Source organism: Caenispirillum bisanense (assembly GCF_900230255.1).
GTDB lineage: Bacteria > Pseudomonadota > Alphaproteobacteria > Rhodospirillales > Rhodospirillaceae > Caenispirillum > Caenispirillum bisanense_A.
This window is the reverse complement of record NZ_OCNJ01000010.1, coordinates 80,153-100,706: the sequence shown is the minus strand read 5'-3', so window position 1 is coordinate 100,706 and position 20,554 is coordinate 80,153. Positions and strand designations below refer to the sequence as shown.

At 71.6% G+C, this 20,554-nt stretch carries 17 protein-coding genes; 10 read left to right on the top strand and 7 right to left on the bottom strand.

The features are described from left to right. Positions 1-3: 3 nt before the first annotated feature. From CRP50_RS19870 to CRP50_RS19855, 4 genes are all read right to left on the bottom strand, one after another. The gene (locus tag CRP50_RS19870; RefSeq protein ID WP_097280937.1) at positions 4-1,218 is read right to left on the bottom strand and encodes an ABC transporter substrate-binding protein; all 1,215 of its coding nucleotides are present in this window, start codon (positions 1,216-1,218) and stop codon (positions 4-6) included. Between the two features lie 52 nt (positions 1,219-1,270). Further along, the gene (locus tag CRP50_RS19865; RefSeq protein WP_097280936.1) at positions 1,271-1,975 is read right to left on the bottom strand and encodes an ABC transporter ATP-binding protein; all 705 of its coding nucleotides are present in this window, start codon (positions 1,973-1,975) and stop codon (positions 1,271-1,273) included. Beyond that, on the bottom strand, positions 1,968-2,723 hold the full coding sequence (locus CRP50_RS19860; protein ID WP_097280986.1) for an ABC transporter ATP-binding protein: 756 nt from the start codon (positions 2,721-2,723) through the stop codon (positions 1,968-1,970). Before CRP50_RS19860 ends, CRP50_RS19865 begins: the two co-directional genes overlap by 8 nt. Positions 2,724-2,816: 93 nt before the next feature. Further along, complete coding sequence (locus CRP50_RS19855) at positions 2,817-3,566, bottom strand: enoyl-CoA hydratase/isomerase family protein (RefSeq protein WP_176525270.1); 750 nt, start codon at positions 3,564-3,566, stop codon at positions 2,817-2,819. 226 nt (positions 3,567-3,792) lie between these two features. Here CRP50_RS19855 and CRP50_RS19850 point away from each other — a divergent pair, with 226 nt between their 5' ends. Further along, on the top strand, positions 3,793-5,409 hold the full coding sequence (locus CRP50_RS19850) for an AMP-binding protein (protein WP_097280934.1): 1,617 nt from the start codon (positions 3,793-3,795) through the stop codon (positions 5,407-5,409). Between the two features lie 25 nt (positions 5,410-5,434). On the opposite strand, the gene CRP50_RS19845 is transcribed toward CRP50_RS19850, so the two are convergent. Continuing rightward, on the bottom strand, positions 5,435-6,079 hold the full coding sequence (locus tag CRP50_RS19845; protein ID WP_097280933.1) for a TetR/AcrR family transcriptional regulator: 645 nt from the start codon (positions 6,077-6,079) through the stop codon (positions 5,435-5,437). A 257-nt stretch (positions 6,080-6,336) separates the two neighbouring features. Between CRP50_RS19845 and CRP50_RS19840 the strand changes: the two genes are divergently transcribed. From CRP50_RS19840 to CRP50_RS19800, 9 genes are read left to right on the top strand one after another with little or no spacing between them, the layout of a single operon-like run. After that, positions 6,337-6,801, top strand: a complete 465-nt coding sequence (locus CRP50_RS19840; protein ID WP_097280932.1) for a MaoC family dehydratase — start codon at positions 6,337-6,339, stop codon at positions 6,799-6,801. An 11-nt stretch (positions 6,802-6,812) separates the two neighbouring features. Further along, on the top strand, positions 6,813-7,697 hold the full coding sequence (locus CRP50_RS19835) for an SDR family NAD(P)-dependent oxidoreductase (protein ID WP_097280931.1): 885 nt from the start codon (positions 6,813-6,815) through the stop codon (positions 7,695-7,697). A gap of 17 nt (positions 7,698-7,714) precedes the next feature. Further along, complete coding sequence (locus CRP50_RS19830) at positions 7,715-8,917, top strand: acetyl-CoA C-acyltransferase (protein WP_097280930.1); 1,203 nt, start codon at positions 7,715-7,717, stop codon at positions 8,915-8,917. 17 nt (positions 8,918-8,934) lie between these two features. Beyond that, positions 8,935-10,089: an iron-containing alcohol dehydrogenase gene (locus tag CRP50_RS19825; RefSeq protein WP_097280929.1), complete on the top strand. Its 1,155-nt coding sequence runs from the start codon at positions 8,935-8,937 to the stop codon at positions 10,087-10,089. 22 nt (positions 10,090-10,111) lie between these two features. After that, positions 10,112-10,558 carry an acyl-CoA thioesterase gene (locus CRP50_RS19820; protein WP_097280928.1) on the top strand — a complete coding sequence of 149 codons (447 nt, stop codon included), beginning with the start codon at positions 10,112-10,114 and terminating at the stop codon, positions 10,556-10,558. Between the two features lie 19 nt (positions 10,559-10,577). Continuing rightward, positions 10,578-12,098 carry an AMP-binding protein gene (locus CRP50_RS19815; protein ID WP_097280927.1) on the top strand — a complete coding sequence of 507 codons (1,521 nt, stop codon included), beginning with the start codon at positions 10,578-10,580 and terminating at the stop codon, positions 12,096-12,098. A gap of 13 nt (positions 12,099-12,111) precedes the next feature. After that, entirely contained in the window at positions 12,112-12,876 is a 765-nt protein-coding gene (locus CRP50_RS19810; RefSeq protein WP_097280926.1) for an SDR family NAD(P)-dependent oxidoreductase, read from the top strand. A 55-nt stretch (positions 12,877-12,931) separates the two neighbouring features. Beyond that, on the top strand, positions 12,932-13,765 hold the full coding sequence (locus CRP50_RS19805) for a 3-keto-5-aminohexanoate cleavage protein (protein ID WP_097280925.1): 834 nt from the start codon (positions 12,932-12,934) through the stop codon (positions 13,763-13,765). Between the two features lie 23 nt (positions 13,766-13,788). Beyond that, the gene (locus CRP50_RS19800; RefSeq protein WP_097280924.1) at positions 13,789-15,366 is read left to right on the top strand and encodes an aldehyde dehydrogenase family protein; all 1,578 of its coding nucleotides are present in this window, start codon (positions 13,789-13,791) and stop codon (positions 15,364-15,366) included. A 31-nt stretch (positions 15,367-15,397) separates the two neighbouring features. Here the strand turns inward: CRP50_RS19800 and CRP50_RS19795 are convergent, their stop codons facing one another. Together CRP50_RS19795 and CRP50_RS19790 are read right to left on the bottom strand one after the other, a co-directional pair. Continuing rightward, on the bottom strand, positions 15,398-16,390 hold the full coding sequence (locus CRP50_RS19795) for a diguanylate cyclase (protein ID WP_097280923.1): 993 nt from the start codon (positions 16,388-16,390) through the stop codon (positions 15,398-15,400). Next, entirely contained in the window at positions 16,387-20,352 is a 3,966-nt protein-coding gene (locus CRP50_RS19790) for a PAS domain S-box protein (protein WP_101614026.1), read from the bottom strand. The genes CRP50_RS19795 and CRP50_RS19790 overlap by 4 nt, the downstream gene beginning before the upstream one ends. Positions 20,353-20,554 lie beyond the last annotated feature (202 nt).

Genomic DNA, 20,554 nt, shown 5'->3' with positions numbered 1-20,554 from the left:
TCTTTACTGCTTCACGAGGTCGCAGGTGCTTTCCGACAGCGGCATGAAGGCCTGGTCGCCCGGGATGTTGGACAGGATCTTGTAGTAGTCCCATTCACCCTTGGACTCGTCGGGCGTCTTCACCTGCACCAGCTTCATGTCGTGCACCATGCGGCCGTCCTCGCGGATCTTGCCGTTCTTGGCGAACATGTCGTTGATGGGGGTCTGCTTCATCTGGTCGACCACCGGCTTGCCCTCGTCGCTCTCGATGGCGGCGATGGCCTTCAGGTAGTGGCTGACGGCGGAATAGACGCCGGCCTGCACCATGGTCGGACGCTTGCCGCCGTTACGCTCGGCGAAGCGGTCGGCCCAGGCGCGGGAGTCCTCGTCCTGGTCCCAGTACCAGCCGGTGGTGATGGTCAGGCCCTTGGTGGATTCGAGGCCGAGCGAATGGACGTCGGTCAGGAACACCAGCAGGCCGGCGATCTTCTGGCCGCTCTGGGTGATGCCGAATTCCTGCGCCTGCTTCAGGGCGTTGACGAAGTCGCCGCCGGTATTGGCGAAGGCGATGACGTCGGCGCCCGAGCCCTGCGCCTGCAGCAGGTAGCTGGAGAAGTCGTTGTTGGGGAACGGCGCGCGCACGCTGCCGACGACCTCGCCGCCCGCGGACTTCACGGCCTTGCTGGTGTTTTCTTCCAGGCTGTGGCCGAAGGCGTAGTCGGCGGTGATGAAGAACCACTTCTTGGCGCCCTGCTCCACCAGCGCCTTGCCGGTGCCGTTGGCGAGCGCATAGGTGTCGTAGGTCCAGTGGACGCCGGTCGGCGAGCACTTCTCGTTGGTCAGCGCCGTGGTGGCGGCGGTGGAATTGAGGTGGACCTTGCCCTTGGTCTCCGTCACTTCCTGCACCGCGAGCGCGGCGGCGGAGTTGCCGACGTCGACCACCACGTCCACCTGATCGGTGTCGATCCACTGGCGGGCGACGTTGGCGGCGATGTCCGCCTTGTTCTGGTGGTCGGCCGAGATGACCTCGATCGGGCTGCCGGCCACCGAGCCGCCGGCGTCTTCCACCGCCATACGCGCCGCCAGCACCGAGCCCTCGCCCGCCAGGTCGGCATAGACGCCCGACATGTCGTCGAGGACGCCGATCTTCACGACGTTGTTGGTAATCTCCGCCTGCGCGGTGCCGGCGAGGGCGACGGAGGCGATGCCGGCCATGAGGGCCGTCTTCAACTTCGACATGGATGCTTCTCCCTGTTGAGTACGGTTTCTTCCTTGTCGTGCGACGGCGCGGTCAGACGCCGAGGTAGGCCTTCAGCTTGTCGCGGCTGGCCTGGACGTCGGCGCGGGGGATCATGTCGATGACTTCCCCGTGCTCGACCACGTAGTGGCGGTCGGCGACACCGGCCGCGAAGCGGAAGTTCTGCTCGACCAGCAGGATGGTGAAGCCGCGGTCGCGCAGGGTGCGGATCACCTGGCCGATCTGCTCGACGATGACGGGCGCGAGGCCCTCGGTCGGCTCGTCGAGCAGCAGCATGGTGGCGCCGGTGCGCAGGATGCGGGCGATGGCCAGCATCTGCTGCTCGCCGCCCGACAGCTTGGTGCCCTGGCTGCCGCCGCGCTCCCGCAGGATGGGGAACAGCTCGTAGACCTCGTCGAGGCTCATGCCGCCGCCGCGGATCACCGGCGGCAGGGTCAGGTTCTCGGTCACGTCGAGCGACGAGAAGATGCCGCGTTCCTCGGGGCAGAAGGCGAGGCCGAGGCGCGCCACCTGATTGGCCTGCAAGGCGATGGTCTCGCGCCCGTCGAAGGTCACCGAGCCCTGGCGCTGGCGCACCAGCCCCATGATCGAACGCATGGTGGTGGTCTTGCCGGCGCCGTTGCGGCCGAGCAGGGTGACGACCTCGCCCTTGCCGACCTCGAAGGCCATGCCGTGCAGGATGTGGCTTTCGCCGTACCAGGCCTGGAGGTCGCGGACCGACAGCAGCGTCTCACTCATGCTCGCTTCCCATGTAGGCGGTGATGACGTCGCGGTTGGACGAGATTTCGGCATAGGAGCCCTCGGCCAGGATCTCGCCGCGTTGCAGGACGGTGATGGTGTCCGACAGGTCGGCCACCACGTTGATGTTGTGCTCCACCATCAGCACGGTGCGCCCTTGCGCGACGCGGCGGATCAGTTCGGCGGTGCGCTGGATGTCTTCCGTCCCCATGCCGGCCATGGGCTCGTCGAGCAGCATGACCTCGGGTTCCAGCGCCATGGTGGTCGCCAGCTCCAGGCCGCGCTTGCGGCCGTAGGGCAGCTCGGCGGCGAGCGCCCCCTCGAACTCCGCCAGGCCGACGTCGGCGATCAGCTCGCGCGCGCGGTCGTTCAACTGGTCGAGGCAGCGGTCGGAGCGCCAGAAGTGAAAGCTGTTGTTCATCTTGCGCTGCAAGGCGACGCGCAGGTTCTCCAGCACCGTCAGGTGGGGAAACACCGACGAGATCTGGAAGCTGCGCACCATGCCGCGGCGGGCGACCTGGGCCGGCTTCAGCCGCGTCACGTCGCGGCCGTTGAGCAGGATCTGCCCGCTGCTCGGCTGCAGGAACTTGGTGATGAGGTTGAAGCAGGTGGTCTTGCCGGCCCCGTTCGGCCCGATGAGGGCATGGATGGTGTTGCGCCGGACCCGCAGGTTCACGCCCGTGACCGCCATGAAGCCGCGAAAAGACTTCGACATGTCGCGGGTTTCGATGACGTAATCGTCGTTCATCGCCATTCTCGCCGTTACTCCCCACCCATCACCGTTCGGCGCTGGTCGCGCTCTGGTTCGCGGCCTGACCCGCCGCCTCGTCCGCTCGCCGGATCAGGCGCGCGCGCCCTTGTCCCGCTGCGCCATCCAGATGCTCAGCAGGAACTGCTCGGCATCGGCATGGGCGAGGTGCGGCGCCTCCACCTGGGCGGCGATGGCGCGCTTGGTCATGCGCAGCACCGGCCCCGGTACCTGGGCGGCCTCGGCGGCGAGCCGCATGGCCTCGGCGACGGCGGCGCCATCGTCGACCACGGCATCGGCGAGGCCCCAATCGGCGGCCAGGGCGGCATCGATCTGCATGTCGGTGAACAGGGCGCGCTTGGCCCGCGCCGGCCCGATGAGCGACACCAGCCGCGGCAGCGTGCCCCACGCGAGGTTGAAGCCGAGGCGGGCTTCCGGCAGGCGCATGCGGGCGCCGCGCCCCATCACCCGCCAGTCCAGCGCCTGCGCCAGCACGGCCCCACCGCCGATGGCGGCGCCTTCGACGGCGGCGACGGTGATCTGCGGCAGCCCGGCCCAGGCCTCGCACAGGGCCTTGCCCTGCTCGGCGGCGGCCAGCGGCGCCGGCGACTGCTCTTCGCCCGGCGCGCCCCACAGGGCGGGATCGGAGAGGTCGATGCCGGCACAGAAGACGCGCGGCGTGCCGGTCAGGACGACGGCCGCGACGGTGCGGTCGGCGCGCAAGGAGTCGGCAGTGGCGATCAGTTCCGCCATGGCGGCGGCGCTCAGTGCATTGGCCGATCCGCCGCGATCGTAGCGCACCAGCGCCACGGCCCCGCTGCGCTCAACGGTCACCAATCCCATCGTCATTCCTCCCGGCGGCGTGCATTTTCGCTCTTAGAACCCTTTTGACATACTACGGAGTATGTTGCAATAGTTCGATAAGCGGCGCCGATGGGAGCCGCCGGGAATTTCTAGAAACGCACGACGGCCGGTGACGATCCCCCGCGGGACGGACGCCGGCAGCTTAAGCCACAAGACGCACGCAGCCCGTCGGGCGCCGCGCTCGCACCAGGGAGGCCCTCCGACCATGACCGCCCACGACGCCTCGCGTATTCCCGCGCCGGAAGACTGCGTCCTCAAGGATCTGCTGGAGAAGCAGGCGGCACGCTTCCCCGACCGCGCGTTCGTCCGGTTCTGGAAGGGCGAGACCTGGACCTACGCCGAGACGCTCGACCGCGTCCGCCGCCGCGCCGCCGCCCTGCGCCGGGCCGGCGTCGGCCAGGGCGATCACGTGCTGTGCTGGATGGGCAACGGCCCCGACCTGCTGACGGCCTGGTTCGCCATCAACCTGCTCGGCGCGGTCTACGTGCCGCTCAACACCGCCGCGCGCGGCCGGCCGCTGGAGCACATCCTGGACGACGCCGACGCCCCGACGCTGATCGCCCACCGCGCCCTGCTGCCGCGCCTGGCCGACCTGTCGCCCGGCAAGGTGACGCGCATCCTCTGCGTCGGCGACTCGGCGGAAGCGCCGCCCGCCCTGCCCGGCGTGACGGTGGCGCCGCTCGAGGACGTCGACCCGACGCCCGCCGACCTGGCGCTCGACCGCCCCATCAAGCCGTGGGACGTGCAGGCGATCATGTACACCTCGGGCACCACCGGGGCGGCCAAGGGCGTGGTGTCGTCCTACGTGCAGCTCTACACCATGGGGCCGGACGCCATGGCGGCGGTGACGGAAGACGACTGCTGCATGATCTGCGGCCCCATCTTCCACTGCGGCAGCACGCTCTATGTCTATGCCGTGCTCGCCCACGGCGGCACCATGGCCATGGTGCCCGAGTTCCGCACCGCCGACTTCTGGCCGGCCATCCGGGATACCGGGTCGACGGTGGTGCTGCTGCTCGGGGTGATGGCCAACTTCCTGCTGAAGGCGCCGGCCACCGACCAGGACCGCGACCACCCGCTGAAGAAGGCCTTCATCGTGCCCTTCGGCGAGGAGGCGGCGGCCTTCCACGGCCGCTTCGGCGTCGACCTCTACACCGTCTACAACATGACCGAGATCGCGAGCCCGCTGACCGCCGGCCCCGGCATCACCGAAGCCGGCCTCGCCGGCCTGCCGCGCCCCTGCTTCGAGCTGCGGGTGGTCGACGCCAACGACCAGGAAGTGCCGGTCGGCCAGGTTGGTGAACTCATCATCCGCTCGTCGCGGCCGTGGGCCCTGTGTAGCGGTTACTACAAGAACCCCGAGGCGACGGTGAAGGCCATGCGCAACGGCTGGTTCCACACCGGCGACGCCTTCCGCAAGGACGAAAGCGGCCGATTCTTCTTCGTCGACCGCATGAAGGACGTCATCCGCCGGCGCGGCGAGAACATCTCGTCCTTCGAGCTGGAGACCGAGATCTGCGCCCACCCCAAGGTCCGCGAAGCCATGGCCATCGCCGTGCCGAGCGCCGTCAGCGAGGACGACGTGCTGGCCGTGGTGACGCCGGTGGCGGGCGAGACGGTGGACCCGGCGGAGCTGATCGCCTTCCTCGCCCCGCGCCTGCCCCACTTCATGGTGCCGCGCTACGTGCGGGTGGTGGACGACCTGCCGAAGACCGCCAGCGGCAAGTTGCAGAAGCACGTCCTGCGCACCCAGGGCCTGACCGCCGACACCTGGGACCGCGAGGCGGCCGGCGTGCGCCTCCAGCGCGAGCGCCTGACCTGACGGGAGCGCGACGACGGCGGCGGAGTTACTCCGCCTCCGCCGCCAGCCCGTGCATGATGGTGTCGACGATCTTCTCGGCCAGGATCAGGCGGTCGTCCTCGGTCTCGCCGGTGCGCGGGCGGTACCAGATGCAGATCCAGTTGAGCGCGCCGAGCGCCGCCTTGATGGCGATGGAGACGTCCGGCGCCTTGATGCTGCCGTCCTCGACGCCCTCGTAGGCGACGGACTTGAACAGAGCCTCGAAGTCGTTGCGGATGGTCATCAGCTCGTTGAGCACGCGGCGCTGTTCGGGCGTCGTGGCGGCCAGCCGGTGCATGTGGACGCCCTGCACGACGACCGTCTCGAAGGCCAGGTTCTCCATCATCGACAGGGCGTGGCGCAGGAACATGGCGCGCAGGCGCACGCCGCCCTTGTCGGGACCGCGCACCACCGGCCGCACCGCCTCGAAGTTGCGGCGCATGCCCTCGCGGTGGACGTCGAAGAACAGGTCCGTCTTGGACCGGTAGTAGTGGTAGACGCGCCCCTTCGTCGCCCCCAGCCGCCGCGCCACGTCGTCGATGCTGGTGGCATGGAAGCCCTGCTCCATGAAGCACTCGGCCGCCGCCTGCAGAAGCTCGGCGTTGCCGTTCTTGTCGCTGCGCGGAGCCTCGCGGAGCGTCCCTCTCGCCATGTCGTTCGTCCCGTCCATCGATGCCCGCGGCGGCCGGTCGGGCCGGTGGTCCGGCCCCCTCCCGCGCCCTGCCGCGGCGCTCCTACACTTACACCGCGGCCCGCCTCATTCCCAGTGCCGACGAAGCCCGCCGCACCGGCGCCCGATGCGATGGCTGGACAACCGGCGTCCGCTGACATACTACTTAGTATGTTCGTCGCCGGCGGAGCAAGGAAATCCGCCACCGCCGCCTTGCGGATCATCAACGGGAGACAGGGATGCAGCCCGCCATCGACATCGCCGAACTGGCTCGGCGCACGGGGACCGAGATCGGGGTTTCCCGCTGGTTCCAGCTCGACCAGCCCAAGGTCGACGCCTTCGCCGACCTGACCGAGGACCACCAGTTCATCCACGTCGACCCGGCCCGCGCCGCCACCGACAGCCCCTTCGGCGGCACCATCGCCCACGGCTTCCTCACCCTGTCGCTGCTGACGGCCATGAGCCTCGACGTACTCCCCGGTATCCAGAACACCGCGGTGAGCATCAACTACGGCTTCGACCGGGTCCGCTTCCTGTCGCCGGTGCCGGCCGGCAGCCGCATCCGCGGCCGCTTCACCCTGTCGGATTTGACCGACAAGGGCCGCAACCAGCACCTCGCCACCTATGCCGTGACCGTCGAAGCCGAGGGCGCCGCCCGTCCGGCGCTCGCCGCCGACTGGCTGATTCTCACCGTTCTCAAGTAAGGAGCCTTTCCATGTCCCTGCGATTCGACGGCCGCGTCGCCATCGTCACCGGCGCCGGCACCGGGCTCGGCCGGTCCCACGCCCTCGCCCTGGCCGCCCGCGGCGCCAAGGTGGTCATCGCCGACATGAGCGGCGCCGAGGCGGTGGCCGAGGAAGTCCGCGCCGCCGGCGGCGAGGCCATGGCCGCCGCCGTCGACGTCACCGACGCCGCCCAGGTCGACGCCATGGTCGGCCGCGCCATGGAGGCCTGGGGCCGCATCGACATCCTCATCAACAACGCCGGCATCCTGCGCGACAAGACCTTCGTGAAGATGGCGCTGGAAGACTTCCGCGCCGTGGTCGACGTCCACCTCATGGGCGCGGCGACCTGCAGCAAGGCGGTGTGGGCCATCATGCGCGAGCAGCAGTACGGCCGCATCCTCATGACCACGTCGACCTCGGGCGTCTACGGCAACTTCGGCCAGTCCAACTACGGCGCCGCCAAGGCCGGCCAGGTCGGCCTGATGAACGTGCTGCACCTGGAAGGCGCCAAGTACGGCATCTGCGTCAATGCGCTGGCCCCGACCGCCGCCACCCGCATGACCCAGGACCTGTTCGACGCCGACGCGCTCGCCGCCCTGAAGCCGGAATACGCCACCCCCGCCGCCCTGTTCCTGGTGTCGGAAAACGCCCCGAGCCGCACCGTCCTGCTGGCCGGCGCCGGCACCTACGCCCGCCTCGCCATCGTCGAGTCCGAGGGCGTTTTCCTGCCTGAGGACGAGCGCACGCCCGAAGCCGTCGCCGCCGCCTTCGACCGCATCGCCGACATGGGCGCGCCGACCGAGTTCGAATCCGGGCCGCAGCACGTCGAGCGCATCCTGTCGCGCGCCGGCGCCGCCCGCCGCACCGCATCCTGACCGCCGGGGGCCGCGCCATGCGAGAAGCCGTCATCGTCTCCACCGCCCGCACGCCCATCGGCAAGGCCTACCGCGGCGCCTTCAACGACCTGGAAGCGCCGGCGCTGGGCGGGCACGCCATCCGCCACGCCCTCGACCGCGCGGGCGTCGATCCGGCCGAGGTGGACGACGTCATCCTGGGGGCCGCCCTGCAACAGGGCTCCACCCACATGAACATCGCCCGCCAGAGCGCCCTGCGGGCCGGGCTGCCGACCTCGGTCGCGGCCATGAGCGTCGACCGCCAGTGCGCCTCGGGCCTCATGGCCATCGCCATCGCCGCCCGCCAGATCATCGCCGACGGCATGACCGTCACCGTCGGCGGCGGCCTCGAGTCGGTGTCGCTGGTGCAGACCGAGCGCATGAACACCCACCGCTGGCGCGACCCCTGGCTGGTGGAGCACCGCCCGGACATCTTCATCTCCATGGTGGAGACGGCGGAAATCGTCTCGCGCCGCTGCGGGATTTCGCGCGAGGCGCAGGACGCCTATGCCGTGCAATCCCAGGCGCGCACCGCCGAGGCCCAGGCCGCCGGCCGGTTCGATGCCGAGATCGTGCCGCTGACCGCCCGCATGGCGGTGGTCGACCGCGCCACGGGTGCGGTGTCGCACCGCGACGTCACCCTGGAGCGGGACGAAGGCAACCGCCCCGGCACCAGCCTGGAAAGCCTCGCCAAACTGGCGCCGGTGTTCCGCGACGGGCAGCAGGTGGCGGTCGGCGAGTACGTCACCGCCGGCAACGCCTCGCAGCTGTCCGACGGTGCCTCCGCCTGCGTGGTCATGGAGCGCCGCGAGGCGGAACGGCGCGGCCTCGCCCCGCTCGGCGTCTACCGCGGCATCGCCGTCGCCGGCTGCGACCCTGACGAGATGGGCATGGGGCCTGTCTTCGCCGTGCCCAAACTGCTCGCCGCCCACGGCCTCCGGGTCGACGACATCGGTCTGTGGGAACTGAACGAGGCCTTCGCCGCCCAGGTCATTCCCTGTCGCGACCGCCTCGGCATCCCCGACGAGCGCCTGAACGTGAACGGCGGCGCCATCGCCATCGGCCACCCTTACGGCATGTCCGGCTCCCGCATGGTCGGCCACGCGCTGATCGAGGGGCGGCGGCGCGGCGTGAAGTACGTCGTCGTCACCATGTGCGTCGGCGGCGGCATGGGCGCAGCCGGCCTGTTCGAAGTGGCCTGACGAAAGGAAATCCGTCCATGAACGCGATCACCTTCGAAACCACCCCGCGCATCCTGTGCGAGACCGGCGGCATCCGCCACCTCGGCCGCCTGTGCGCCGAGTTGGGCGCCCGCCGCGTGCTGCTGGTCACCGACCCCGGCCTCGTGAAGGCGGGCCTGCTGCACGGCGCCGAAGCGTCGCTGACGGAAAGCGGCCTCGACACCGTCCTGTTCAGCGACGTCGAGGCCGACCCGCCCGAAGCCTCGGTCGAGGCTGCCGTCGCCAGGGCCCGCGAGGCGCGCATCGATGCCGTCGTCGGCCTTGGCGGCGGCAGTTCCATGGATACGGCGAAGCTGGTCGCCCTGCTGTGCGGCACGCCGCAGGCGCTGGCCGAGATCTATGGCATCGGCCTCGCCAAGGGGCCGCGCCTGCCCCTGATCCAGGTGCCGACCACCGCCGGCACGGGGTCGGAGGTGACGCCCATCTCCATCGTGACGACGCCGACGCAGGAGAAGAAGGGCGTGGTCACGCCCCTGCTCTACCCCGACGTCGCCCTGCTCGACGCCGACCTGACGCTCGGACTGCCGCCGGCGGTCACCGCCGCCACCGGCATCGACGCCATGGTGCACGCCATCGAGGCCTATACCAGCAGGCACAAGAAGAACCCCATCTCCGACGCCATGGCGCTCAAGGCCCTCGGGCTGCTCGCCGCCAACATGGACCGGGTGATCGCCGACGGCCGCGACATCGAGGCGCGCTCGGCCATGCTGCTGGGGTCGTGCCTCGCCGGCATCGCCTTCGCCAATGCGCCGGTGGCCGCCGTTCACGCCCTCGCCTATCCGCTCGGCGGCCACTTCCACGTGCCGCACGGCCTGAGCAACGCCCTCGTGCTCGCGCCGGTGCTGGCCTACAACCGGCCGGCGGCGGAGGCCCTCTACGCCGAGCTGGCGGCGGTGACCTGCCCCGGCCGCACCTTCGCCGACGCCGCCGAGGCCTGCGACGCCTTCATCGCCACCATGACCGACATGGTCGGCCGCATGCCCTTCGCCCAGACGCTGCGCGAGGTCGGCGTCGGCGAGGGCGACCTCGACCTGCTCGCACGTGACGCCATGAAGATCGAGCGCCTGCTGGTCAACAACCCGCGCGACCTCACGCCCGAGGCGGCGCTCGCCATCTACCGCTCCATTCTCTGACGGCACGGAAGGACGCCAGGCCATGTCCCGCAAGACCGAAGACCGCTCCGCCTACCCCCATTTCCTCACCATCCCGACGCGCTGGATGGACAACGATGTCTATGGCCACGTCAACAACGTGGTCTACTACAGCTACTTCGACACCGTCGTGAACCGCTACCTGATCGACACCGGCGTGCTGGAGATCGCCACCAGCCCGGTCATCGGGCTGGTCATCGAGACGAGCTGCAGCTACTTCGCCCCCATCACCTTCCCCGACCGGGTCGAGGCCGGGCTGCGGGTGGCGAAGCTCGGCAACAGCAGCGTGCGCTATGAGGTGGGCCTGTTCCGCGGCGACGAGCCGGCCCCGGCGGCGGCGGGGCACTTCATCCACGTCTACGTCGACCGCGAGACCCGCCGCCCCGTTCCCCTGCCGCCGGCCATGCGCGAGGCGCTGGCCCGCATCGCGGTGACGGAGACCGCGACCTGACCCCGATGGAGGCCCGGCCTTGAGCACGCTCCCGACCCTGCTGAACGGTGCCCTGGTGACGCCCGAGGGGCGCGTCTCGGCGGCCGAGCTCGATCTGCTGTCGCGGCGCGCCGCGGCCGCCCTGGCGGCCGTCGGCGTCGGCCCCGGCGATGCGGTCGGGCTGTGGCTGCCCAACGGCCCCATGTGGGTGGCCCTGCTGTTCGCCTGCGCCCGCCGCGGCGTCATCGCCGTGTCGCTCAACACCCGCTACCGGGCGACGGAGGTGGGCGACATCCTGCGGCGGTCGGGCTGCAAGGTGCTGGCCGTCGACCCCGCCTTCAAGGCCATCGACTTCGCCGGCATCCTCGCCGCCATCCCCGCCGACGACCTCGCGGCGGTGGAGACCGTGGTGGTACCGGCGGGAGGCTCTCCCCTGCCCGGCCGCCGGGCGGTGACCTGGGCCGAGGTGGAGACGACGGCGCCGCTGGACGACGACCTGTCGCGGCCTGAGGCTCCGGTGGCGGTCTTCACCACCTCGGGCACCACCAGCCGCCCCAAGCTGGTGCTGCACGACCAGGCGACCCTGGTGCGCCATGCGCAGGCCGTGGCGCAGGCCCACGGCTTCGGCCCCGGCCCGAGCCTGCAGGCGCTGCCGTTCTGCGGCATCTTCGGCTTCTGCCAGTTGCTCGCCGCCCTGCATGCGGGTGTCGACAGCCTGGTGCCGCCCTACTTCGCGCCCCACGTGCTGACGGGCATGGCCATGCGTCACCGCCCGAGCCACTGCTACGGCAGCGACGAGATGGCCGATGCCTTCGTCCGCGCCCTGCCCGGCCCGCTCCCGGGCATGCGGCTGTTCGGCTTCGCGGCCTTCTCGCCGGCCTTGGCCGACCTGCCCGAGCGCGCCGCCGCCGTCGGCATCCCCTTACGCGGCCTCTACGGCATGAGCGAGTGCCAGGCCCTGTTCGCGCTCCAGCCCGAGGGCGAGCGGGCGCACCTCGGCGGCGGCGTGCCGGTGGATGCGGCGACGGAGTTGCGCGTGCGCGATCCCGAGACCGGCGCCGTGCTGCCGGCCGGGTCCAAGGGATCGCTGGAGATCAAGGGGCCCTCGCTGTTCCGCCGCTACCTCGGCGACCCGGAGGCGACGGCGGAGGCCTTCACCGACGACGGCTTCTTCCGCACGGGCGACCTGGCGGAACTGACCGACGACGGCGGCTTCGTCTTCCACGGCCGGCTCGGCGACGCGGTGCGCCTCGGCGGCTTCCTCGTCTCCCCGGCGGAGATCGAGAAGCATATCGAGGCGCTGCCGGACGTGGAGGCCTGCGTTGTCGTCGCCGCCCCGAGCGGCGACCGTCTGGTGGCCGTCGCCTTCGTCGTCGGCACGGCGGCCGAGGCGGACGTCATCGCCCACTGCCGCGCCGGGCTCGCCGGCTACAAGGTGCCGGCGCGCGTGGTGCGGTGTGCGGAGTTCCCCACCACCGTCGGCCCCAACGGCCGCAAGGTGCAACGCCACGTCCTGCGCCGGCAAGCGGCCGACCTGCTCGCCGCCGGGGCCGAGACATGAGGGGGCCGCCGCCATGACTCTGGAAGACACGCCCGGCATCGTCACCGGCGCCGCCTCCGGGCTTGGCCGCGCCGTCGCCGCCCGCCTCGCGGCGGCAGGCGCGCGCGTGGTGCTCCTGGACCTGGACGAGGACGCCGTGACGCACGCCGCCGCCGCCCTCGGCGAGCGGGCACGCCCGGCGGTCGCCGACGTGCGCGACCCGGCGGCGGTGACGGCGGCGTTGGACCTGTGCGGCGAGGCCTTCGGCGCCGTGCGCTTTGCCGTCAACTGCGCCGGCGTCCCGTCCTCGGCCAAGATCGTCTCCCGCGGCGCCGCCCACGATCTGGACCTGTGGCGGCGGGTGATCGACATCAACCTGACGGGCACCTTCAACGTCATGCGCCTGGCCGCCGAGCGCATGGTCGCCAACACGCCCGACCCGGCGACGGGCGAACGCGGCGTCATCGTCAACACCGCCTCGGTCGCCGCCTTCGACGGCCAGCGCGGCCAGGCCGCCTATGCCGCAAGCAAGGCCGCCATCGTCGGCCTGTCCCTGCCCGTCGCCCGCGACCTGCAGGAGCATGCCGTGCGCTGCGTCGCCATCGCGCCCGGGCTGTTCGAGACCCCGATCTTCGACGCCATCCCCGCGACGGGTGTCGCGGCGCTTCAGCGGTCGCTTCTCTATCCCGACCGGCTCGGCGATCCGGCGGAATTCGCCGACCTCGTCCACCACGTCATCGGCAACCCCTACGTCAACGCCACCTGCTACCGCCTCGACGGCGGCGCCCGCCTGTCGTGACGACGCGGCCCCGAGCAGCCGGCCCCCGAGCCCCTTCCACAGAGCGAGGTACGCAGTGACCGATACGCCCGTCATCATCGCCGTCGCCATCACCGGCTCCGTCCCCCGCAAGGCGGACACGCCGGCGGTGCCCGTGACGCCCGCCGAGCAGGTCGAGAGCACCCACGAAGCCTTCGAGGCCGGCGCCAGCCTCGTCCACGTCCACGTGCGCGACGACGACGAGGCCCCGTCGTCCGACGTCGACCGCTTCGTCCGCGTCCTTGAGGGCGTGCGCCGTCACTGCCCGGGCATGATCGTGCAGTTCTCCACCGGCGGCCGCGGCCGGGACTACGAGGACCGCATCGCGCCGCTGAGGCTGAAGCCCGACATGGGATCGCTGGCCACCGGGTCGGTGAACTTCCCGACCAGCATCTATCCCAACCCGCCCGACTTCGTGGAGCGTCTGGCGGCCGTGTTCGCCGAGACCACCGTCAAGCCGGAGATCGAGGTGTTCGACCTGTCCATGCTCTACACCGCCGTGCGCATGGCGGAGGACGGCCTGCTCGCGCGGCCGCTGCACGTGCAGTTCGTCATGGGCATCCGCAACGCCCTGCCCGCCCGACGCGAGGCGCTGGAGTTCATGGTCGCCGAGCTGCGCCGCCTCGCACCCGACGCCACCTGGACGGCCGCCGGCATCGGCCGGGCGCAGCGCCCGCTGCACGACTGGGCGCTCGACCTCGGCGGGCACCTGCGGACGGGCCTGGAAGACAACATCCGCCTCGGCCGCGACAGCCTGGCCGACAGCAACGCCGCCCTGGTGCGGGTAGCCGTGGAAGCCTGCACCGCCCGCGGGCGCCGTCCGGCGACCGCTGCGGAAGCCCGCCGCCTGCTGACCCTGCCGCCGACCTGACGCCATAGAGGAGAGACAGCCCGATGACCGAGACGACCCTGCCGCGCGTCACCTATTCCAACATCCGCGCCGACTTCTCCGGTGTCCACGCCCTGCTCGACCGCCTGATCCCCGAGGCGCGGGACGGTGCGCTCGGCAAGGACTGGCCCAACCGCATCGCCGGCCGCGCGGACGAGGGCGGCGCGCTCTACGAGGCGCGCAGTCCCATCGACGACCGGCTGCTGCTCGGGCGCTTCCGGGCGGCCGATGCCGCCGCCGTCGACCGCGCCGTCTCCGCCGCCCGGGCGGCCGCCCGCGACTGGGGCGCCCTGCCGTGGCGCGAGCGGGTCGCCGCCGTGCGGGCCTTCGCCGCGGAACTGGACCGCCGCAAGTACGACCTCGCCGTCGCCTGCCTCCTGGAAGTGGGCAAGTCGCGCATGGAAGCGGTGGGCGAGGCGGAGGAAGCCGTCGACCTCGCCCGCTACTACTGCGACCAGATGGAGGAGAACGCCGGCTTCGAGCGCCCGCTCGCGCGTGCCTTCGAGGCCGAGGAAACCTCCGACCGCCTGCGGCCGGTGGGCGTGTTCGCGGTGATCGCGCCGTTCAACTTCCCGCTGGCCCTGTCGGTCAATATGATGTCGGCGGCCCTGGTGGCCGGCAACACGGTGGTCTACAAGCCGAGCCCGGCCGCCGGCCTCACCGGCGCGCTGCTGGTCGCGGCGGCGGAGGCGGCCGGGCTGCCAGAGGGCGTGGTCGCGCTCCTGTGCGGCGGTGCCGAGACCGGCCGGGCGCTGACCGCCCACCCCGGCATCGACGGCTTCGCCTTCACCGGCAGTCACGCCGTCGGCATGGGCCTGCTGCGCCAGGTGGCGGCGGGTCGCTTCAACCGGCCGGTCATCGTCGAGATGGGCGGCAAGAACCCGACCTACGTCACCCCGAGCGCCGACCTCGACGCCGCCACGGAAGGGGTTTTGCGCTCCGCCTTCGGCCTGCAGGGGCAGAAGTGTTCCGCCGGATCGAAGGTCTACGTCCACGACGACGTGCGCGCGGCCTTCCTCGACAAGCTGCTCGCCGCCACGGCGCGGGTGACGGTCGGCGATCCGGCGGAGCGCGACGTCTTCATGGGGCCGGTCATCAACCAGGCCGCCCTCGACCGCTTCCAAGCCGCGGCGGCCGAGGCGCGGCGGGAGGGTGTCATCCTGACCGGCGGCGAGCGGCTGACCGGCGGCCTCTACGACCACGGATGTTACGTGCAGCCGACCATCGTCGCCGACCTGCCCCGCGATCACCGGCTGAACAAGGAGGAACTGTTCCTGCCGGTCCTGTCGGTGCTCGGCTACACCGACCTCGGCGAGGCCATCGCCGACGGCAATGCGGTGGACTTCGGGCTCACCGCCGGGTGCTACGCCCGCGACGAGGCGGACCTCGCCCTGTTCCTCGACCGCGCCGAGGCGGGCGCCCTCTACGCCAACCGCGCCAGCGGCGCCACCACCGGCGCGTGGCCGGGCATCCAGAGCTTCTGCGGCTGGAAGGGATCGGGCACCACCGGCAAGGGCGGGCTCGGGCCGTACTACGTCCAGCAGTTCATGCGCGAGCAGAGCCGCACCGTCTGGCGCGGCTGATGCGCCTCCCGGCGGCGGGCGGCCATGGGTGTCACGCGACCCCGTCGGCCGCCCGCGCGTCGGCGAGCAGGACGCGGTCGCGCCCGGCTTGCTTGGCCGCGTAGAGCGCGGCGTCGGCGCGGCGCAGCACCCCGTCCAGGGTTTCGGCGGCCCCGGCTTCGGCGACGCCAATGCTCACCGTCATGGCGATGGGCGGCCCGTCGTCCGGCGTGACACGGACGGCAGCCAGGTCGGCGCGCAGCCGTTCCGCCAGGACCAGCGCGCCCGCCGCGTCCGTTTCCGGCAGCAGCACGGCGAATTCCTCGCCGCCGAGGCGGCCGAGGTGGTCGGTGTCCCGCAGGTGCTTCCGGCAGTGGTCGGCGAAGGTGCGCAGCACGGCATCGCCCGCCGCATGCCCCCAGCCGTCGTTGATGCGCTTGAAGAAATCGATGTCCATCATCAGCAGGCTGGCCGGCCGGCCGTAGCGCCGCACGCGGTCGACCTCGGCCGTCGCCGCCTCGCTGAAGGCACGGCGGTTGAGAATGCCGGTCAGCGGGTCGGTGGTGGCGAGGACGTGGAGGGCCTGCGTCTTCTGGCGCAGTTCCAGGTAGGACCGCCGCAGGGAGAGCATGTTGCGGGCGCGGGCCTCCAGCTCCGTCTCGTCCCACGGCTTGCGGAGGAAGTCGGTGGCGCCGGCGGCCATGGCCTCGGCGAGGGTGCCGCTGCGGGATTCTCCGGTCACCATGATGATCGGCACGAACTCGCCGTCCAGCCCATCGCGCAGGGCGCGGGCGAAGGCGATGCCGTCCAGCCCCGGCATGACGTAGTCGAGCAGCACCAGGTCGGGCGGCGCGGCGCGGCAGCGCGCCAGGGCCTCCGGCGCATCCTCGAACACCTCGACCTCGACGCCGTCCAGGCGCTCGACCACGGCGGCGGCCAGCAGGGCGTTGGGCAGCATGTCGTCGACGATCACCACTTTCGCCGGCACGAGCGGAGCGTCGAGGATGCCCGCCGTCGGGCCGGTGAAGGGGGCTTGTGCTGTCATGGTGTCGTCGTCTCCCGTTCCATCCGTTCCGCGACCGCGTCGCGCGCGGCGGCGATTTCCTGCGCCAGCCGCGGCCGCAGGGCCGCCGCGGCGTCCACGTCCTCCCGCGCGGCCAGGTCCTGCAGCGTTCGGCCGAGCCCCGCGAGCCGCAACAGCCCGAACTGGCTCGCCAGCCCGGCGAGGGCATGGCCGCAGCGACCGACGGCGGCGGCATCGGCCGCCTCCAGCGCGGCGTCGAGGTCGGCGAGCGGGCGGTCGATGCGGTCGACCAGCGACTGCAGGATGGCCCGCAGCCGCGGCGGCGGCAGCCGCGCCGCCCAGTCGCCCAGCCAGTCCGGCGCCAGGACCGGCATCGCATCCGGCGGCTCGGCGGCGCCGTCCGACGGCGGCGCCGAAGCAACTCCGCCCAGGGCCTCGGTGTCCGCCAGGGTGCCGACGCGCGACGCCGTCAGCCGCCGCATGGTGCTGTCCAGGCGCGCCCAGTCGATGGGCTTGGTGAGCACCGCCGACAGGACGTCGCCCCCCGCCGCCTCGTGCCGGGCCATCAGGACGTCGGCGGTCAGGGCGACGATGGGCAGCGTGCCGGGGGCCGCCTCGGTCGCTCGAATCGCCCGCGCCGCGCCCAGGCCGTCCAGCACCGGCATCTGCATGTCCATGAGCACGATGTCGAAGCGGTATTGGGTGGTGGCCTCCACCGCCAGCGCGCCGTTCTCCACCGCGACCACCTCGTGGCCCTGGCCGGTCAGCGCTTCGGTCAGCAGCAGGCGGTTGGTGTCGTTGTCCTCGGCCACCAGGATGCGCAGGCGCTGGGCCGCCGGGGTCGACAGCAGGGCGGAGTCGTCGTGTCCCTGGGCGAGGCGCAGCGGCGAGCCGTCGCGCACCACCGCCGTGAACCAGAACGTGGAGCCGTGGCCCGGGCGGCTGGTGCAGCCGATCGCGCCGCCCATGGCCTCCGCCAGGCTGCGCGAGATGGCGAGCCCGAGGCCGGTGCCGCCGAACCGGCGGGTGGTGGAGCTGTCCGCCTGGCTGAACGGCTTGAACAGGCGGGCCATCTGCTCGTCGGTCATGCCGATGCCGGTGTCGACGACCTCGAAACGCAGGCGCCAGCCGTCGCCCGCCAGCCGGTCGGCGGCGCCCAGGCGCACGACGACGCGGCCCGCCTCGGTGAACTTCACGGCGTTTCCGACCAGATTGAACAGGACCTGACGCAGCCGCGTCGGGTCGCCGACCACGGCCGGCGGCGGAGCCGCATCCTCGTGCACCTCCAGCACCACGCCCTTCTCGCTGGCCCGCGTCGCCAGCAGCTGCACCACCTCGTGCAGGATGGCGGCGGGGCTGTAGTCCACCTGCTCGATGGTCAGTTGCCCCGCCTCGATCTTGGAGAAATCGAGGATGTCGTCGAGCAGGGTGAGCAGCGTCGCGCCCGACCGCCGGAGCATGTCCACCCAGGTGCGCTGGCGCGCCTCGAGTTGCGACGCAAGCAGAAGGTCGGCCATGCCGAGGACGCCGGTCATCGGCGTGCGCAACTCGTGGCTCATCATCGCGAGGAAGCGCGACTTGGCCTCGTTGGCGTTCTCGGACTCGATCCGCGCCGCCTCCAGCTCCTCGGCGAGGGTCGCCAGTTCGGCGGCGCGATCCTCCATGACCGACCGGCTGAATTCCAGTTCCTCCTGGTAGCGGACACGCTCGGTGGCGTCGCGGACGATGCCGGTGAACAGGCGGGTACCGTCGAGGGTCGATTGCGAGATGCTGAGATCGAGCGGAAACTCGGTGCCGTCGGCGCGCCGTCCGGTGACGGTGCGGCCGATGCCGATGATGCGCGGCTCCCCCGTGCGGACGAAGGCGCCGATGTAGCCGTCGTGCGCCTCGGCGATGGCCGCGGGCATGAGCATGCGGACGTTGCGGCCGAGCATGTCGGCGGCGGCAAAGCCGAAGATGCGCTCGGCGGCCGGGTTCGCCGACCGCATGATGCCGCTGGCGTCGATGGTGATGATGCCGTCGACCACGCTGGCCAGGATGGACGACAGTTCGCGTTCCTTGTCGGCCAGCGCCTGTTGAGCCCGCTTCTGCTCGCTGATGTCGAGGATGACGCCGGTGAACAGCAGGCCGCCGTCGGGCAGGCGCTCGGGCCGCGAGTGCGTGCGCCACCAGCGGACCCGGTCGCCGGCCAGCAGCAGGCGCCCCTCGAACTCCCAGTCGCGCACCTCGGCGACCGCCGCCTGCAGCGAGTCGGTGAAGCCGACGCGGTCGTCGGGATGCAGCGGCAGGCCCCGCCAGTCGTCCACCAGGTCGGCGGGCGCGACGCCGAGCAGCTCCGCCGAGCGCGGACTGACGTAGATGAAGCCGCGGCGGCCGTCGGGATGCTCCTCCCACTGGTAGATCACGCCGGGCACCTGGGTGGCGAGATTGCGGAACTTGGCCTCGCTGGCCTGCAGGGCGGTGAGCGCCAGGGTCTGGTCCGTGATGTCGGTATGGGCGCCCACCATGCGGACCGGCGCGCCGCCGGCGTCCTTCTCGTGCACCGCGCGCGAGCGGATGTAGACGGTGTGGCCGTCCTTGTGGCGAAAGCGCTGCACCATCTCGAAGACCGGCACGTGGCCGGCGGCATAGGCGTCCACCAGCCGCAGCGCCGCCTCGGCGTCCTCGGGGTAGATCAGCGTGCGCCAGGCTTCGAGCGTGTTTTCGATCTCGTCGTCGCGATAGCCGAGCTGCGCCTTCCACTGGGGCGAGAACCAGATCCGCCCGGTGACGAGGTCCCAGTCCCAGATGCCGTCGCTGGCGGCTTCCACCGCCATCTTGAACCGCTGTTCCGACTGCCGCAGCAAGGCCCGGCCGACGAGGAAGCCGTCGACGGCGCGGCCGAGGATGCGCACCTCGTCGCCGTCCGCCGCCGCCGGCGTCACGGAGCCGGCGCGGCCGTCGTCTTCCGTCGCGAGGCGGCTGACCATGCCGGCGATGGGGCCGATGATCCGCCTCTGCACCAGCACGAGGACGCCCGCCGCCACCGCCAGATAGCCGAAGAAGAATGCCCCGTTGACGACCAGAGCCCGGCGGGTGGCGGCGGCCTGCTCGCCGGCGGCCGCCTCGGCGCGGTCGAGGGAACCGTGGATCAGCCGGACGATGCTGTCCACCGCCGGCAGGATGGCCGCCACCAGCGCATCACCGGCAACCGGCGGCGGTCGCCCCGCACGGGCTTCGGCGAGGATGTCGTCCCGCAACGGGACGAAGCGGGCCCAGTACATGTCCTGCACGGCGTCGAGGAAGGGCCCGAGTTCCGGCTGGTCGGCGCGCATGCGCTGCAGCGTCTCGAAGGACTCCTTGATGTGGCCGAAGTAGCGGTCGTGCTCGCCGATCTCTTCCAGCGGCAGGATGCGGCCATCGTAGGCCACCGTGTTGAGGCGCGAGCCGTCCTGGCCCATGACGACGCGGAACCGGAGGCTCTGCTGCACCGCATGCCAGCGCAGCAGCAGCTCCCGCTCGGTCGTCGGCGGCGGCGAGCGGTCGAGCACCGTGTCCTCCAGGCGGCGGACGAAGGCGCTGGCCTGGCGCAGCCACGGTTCCCGGGCCGCCGCCGCCGCGGTGACGGAGGCGGCGAGCGCGGCGTCGACGTCGGTGCGCAGGCGCCGCAGGTCGGCCGTCCCCTCGCGCAACACCTGTTCTGCGGGATCGCCCGGCGGCAGCGCCGCGAGCGCGGCCTCGAGCCCGTCCTGCGTCGCCCGGCGCCGCGCCGCCAGTTCCTCCGGCTGAATGGCGAGGCCCTTGAGGATCGACGCGGTGAGGCCCCGCTCGTAGGCCATGGCCTGGGCGCCGTCGACCAGATGACGGGTCACGCGCGCTTCGCGCCGCAGGTCGTCGGCCACCGTCTGGCTCTGCCACAGGTCGAGCAGGGTGGTGCCGACGAACCAGGCATGGGCCGCGAGCATGGCGCACAGGGCGCCGACGAGAACCGTCCGGATGGTCAAGCGTCGTACCTTCTTCCTGCGTCCTTCACACGGGCCCCGCATCGGCCATTACATAGCACGGTCGGGGGCATCCTGCCGGAATGCGGGGGCTGCCGGACGAACCCATCGACCCTTCACGTTACACCCCTTCTCCGCCAGCCACCACAGGACAGCCGCCATAGGGTCGCCGACGCCACATCGTATGTCCATCGGATGCCGAAAG

Bases quoted from the DNA above. Each gene is read 5' to 3' on its own strand.
- CRP50_RS19865 (WP_097280936.1), bottom strand. From the start codon at position 1,975: ATGAGTGAGACGCTGCTGTCGGTCCGCGACCTCCAGGCCTGGTACGGC.
- CRP50_RS19835 (WP_097280931.1), top strand. From the start codon at position 6,813: ATGTCCCTGCGATTCGACGGCCGCGTCGCCATCGTCACCGGCGCCGGC.
- CRP50_RS19830 (WP_097280930.1), top strand. From the start codon at position 7,715: ATGCGAGAAGCCGTCATCGTCTCCACCGCCCGCACGCCCATCGGCAAG.
- CRP50_RS19870 (WP_097280937.1), bottom strand. From the start codon at position 1,218: ATGTCGAAGTTGAAGACGGCCCTCATGGCCGGCATCGCCTCCGTCGCC.
- CRP50_RS19855 (WP_176525270.1), bottom strand. From the start codon at position 3,566: ATGGGATTGGTGACCGTTGAGCGCAGCGGGGCCGTGGCGCTGGTGCGC.
- CRP50_RS19825 (WP_097280929.1), top strand. From the start codon at position 8,935: ATGAACGCGATCACCTTCGAAACCACCCCGCGCATCCTGTGCGAGACC.
- CRP50_RS19840 (WP_097280932.1), top strand. From the start codon at position 6,337: ATGCAGCCCGCCATCGACATCGCCGAACTGGCTCGGCGCACGGGGACC.
- CRP50_RS19810 (WP_097280926.1), top strand. From the start codon at position 12,112: ATGACTCTGGAAGACACGCCCGGCATCGTCACCGGCGCCGCCTCCGGG.
- CRP50_RS19845 (WP_097280933.1), bottom strand. From the start codon at position 6,079: ATGGCGAGAGGGACGCTCCGCGAGGCTCCGCGCAGCGACAAGAACGGC.
- CRP50_RS19860 (WP_097280986.1), bottom strand. From the start codon at position 2,723: ATGAACGACGATTACGTCATCGAAACCCGCGACATGTCGAAGTCTTTT.
- CRP50_RS19850 (WP_097280934.1), top strand. From the start codon at position 3,793: ATGACCGCCCACGACGCCTCGCGTATTCCCGCGCCGGAAGACTGCGTC.
- CRP50_RS19820 (WP_097280928.1), top strand. From the start codon at position 10,112: ATGTCCCGCAAGACCGAAGACCGCTCCGCCTACCCCCATTTCCTCACC.
- CRP50_RS19800 (WP_097280924.1), top strand. From the start codon at position 13,789: ATGACCGAGACGACCCTGCCGCGCGTCACCTATTCCAACATCCGCGCC.
- CRP50_RS19795 (WP_097280923.1), bottom strand. From the start codon at position 16,390: ATGACAGCACAAGCCCCCTTCACCGGCCCGACGGCGGGCATCCTCGAC.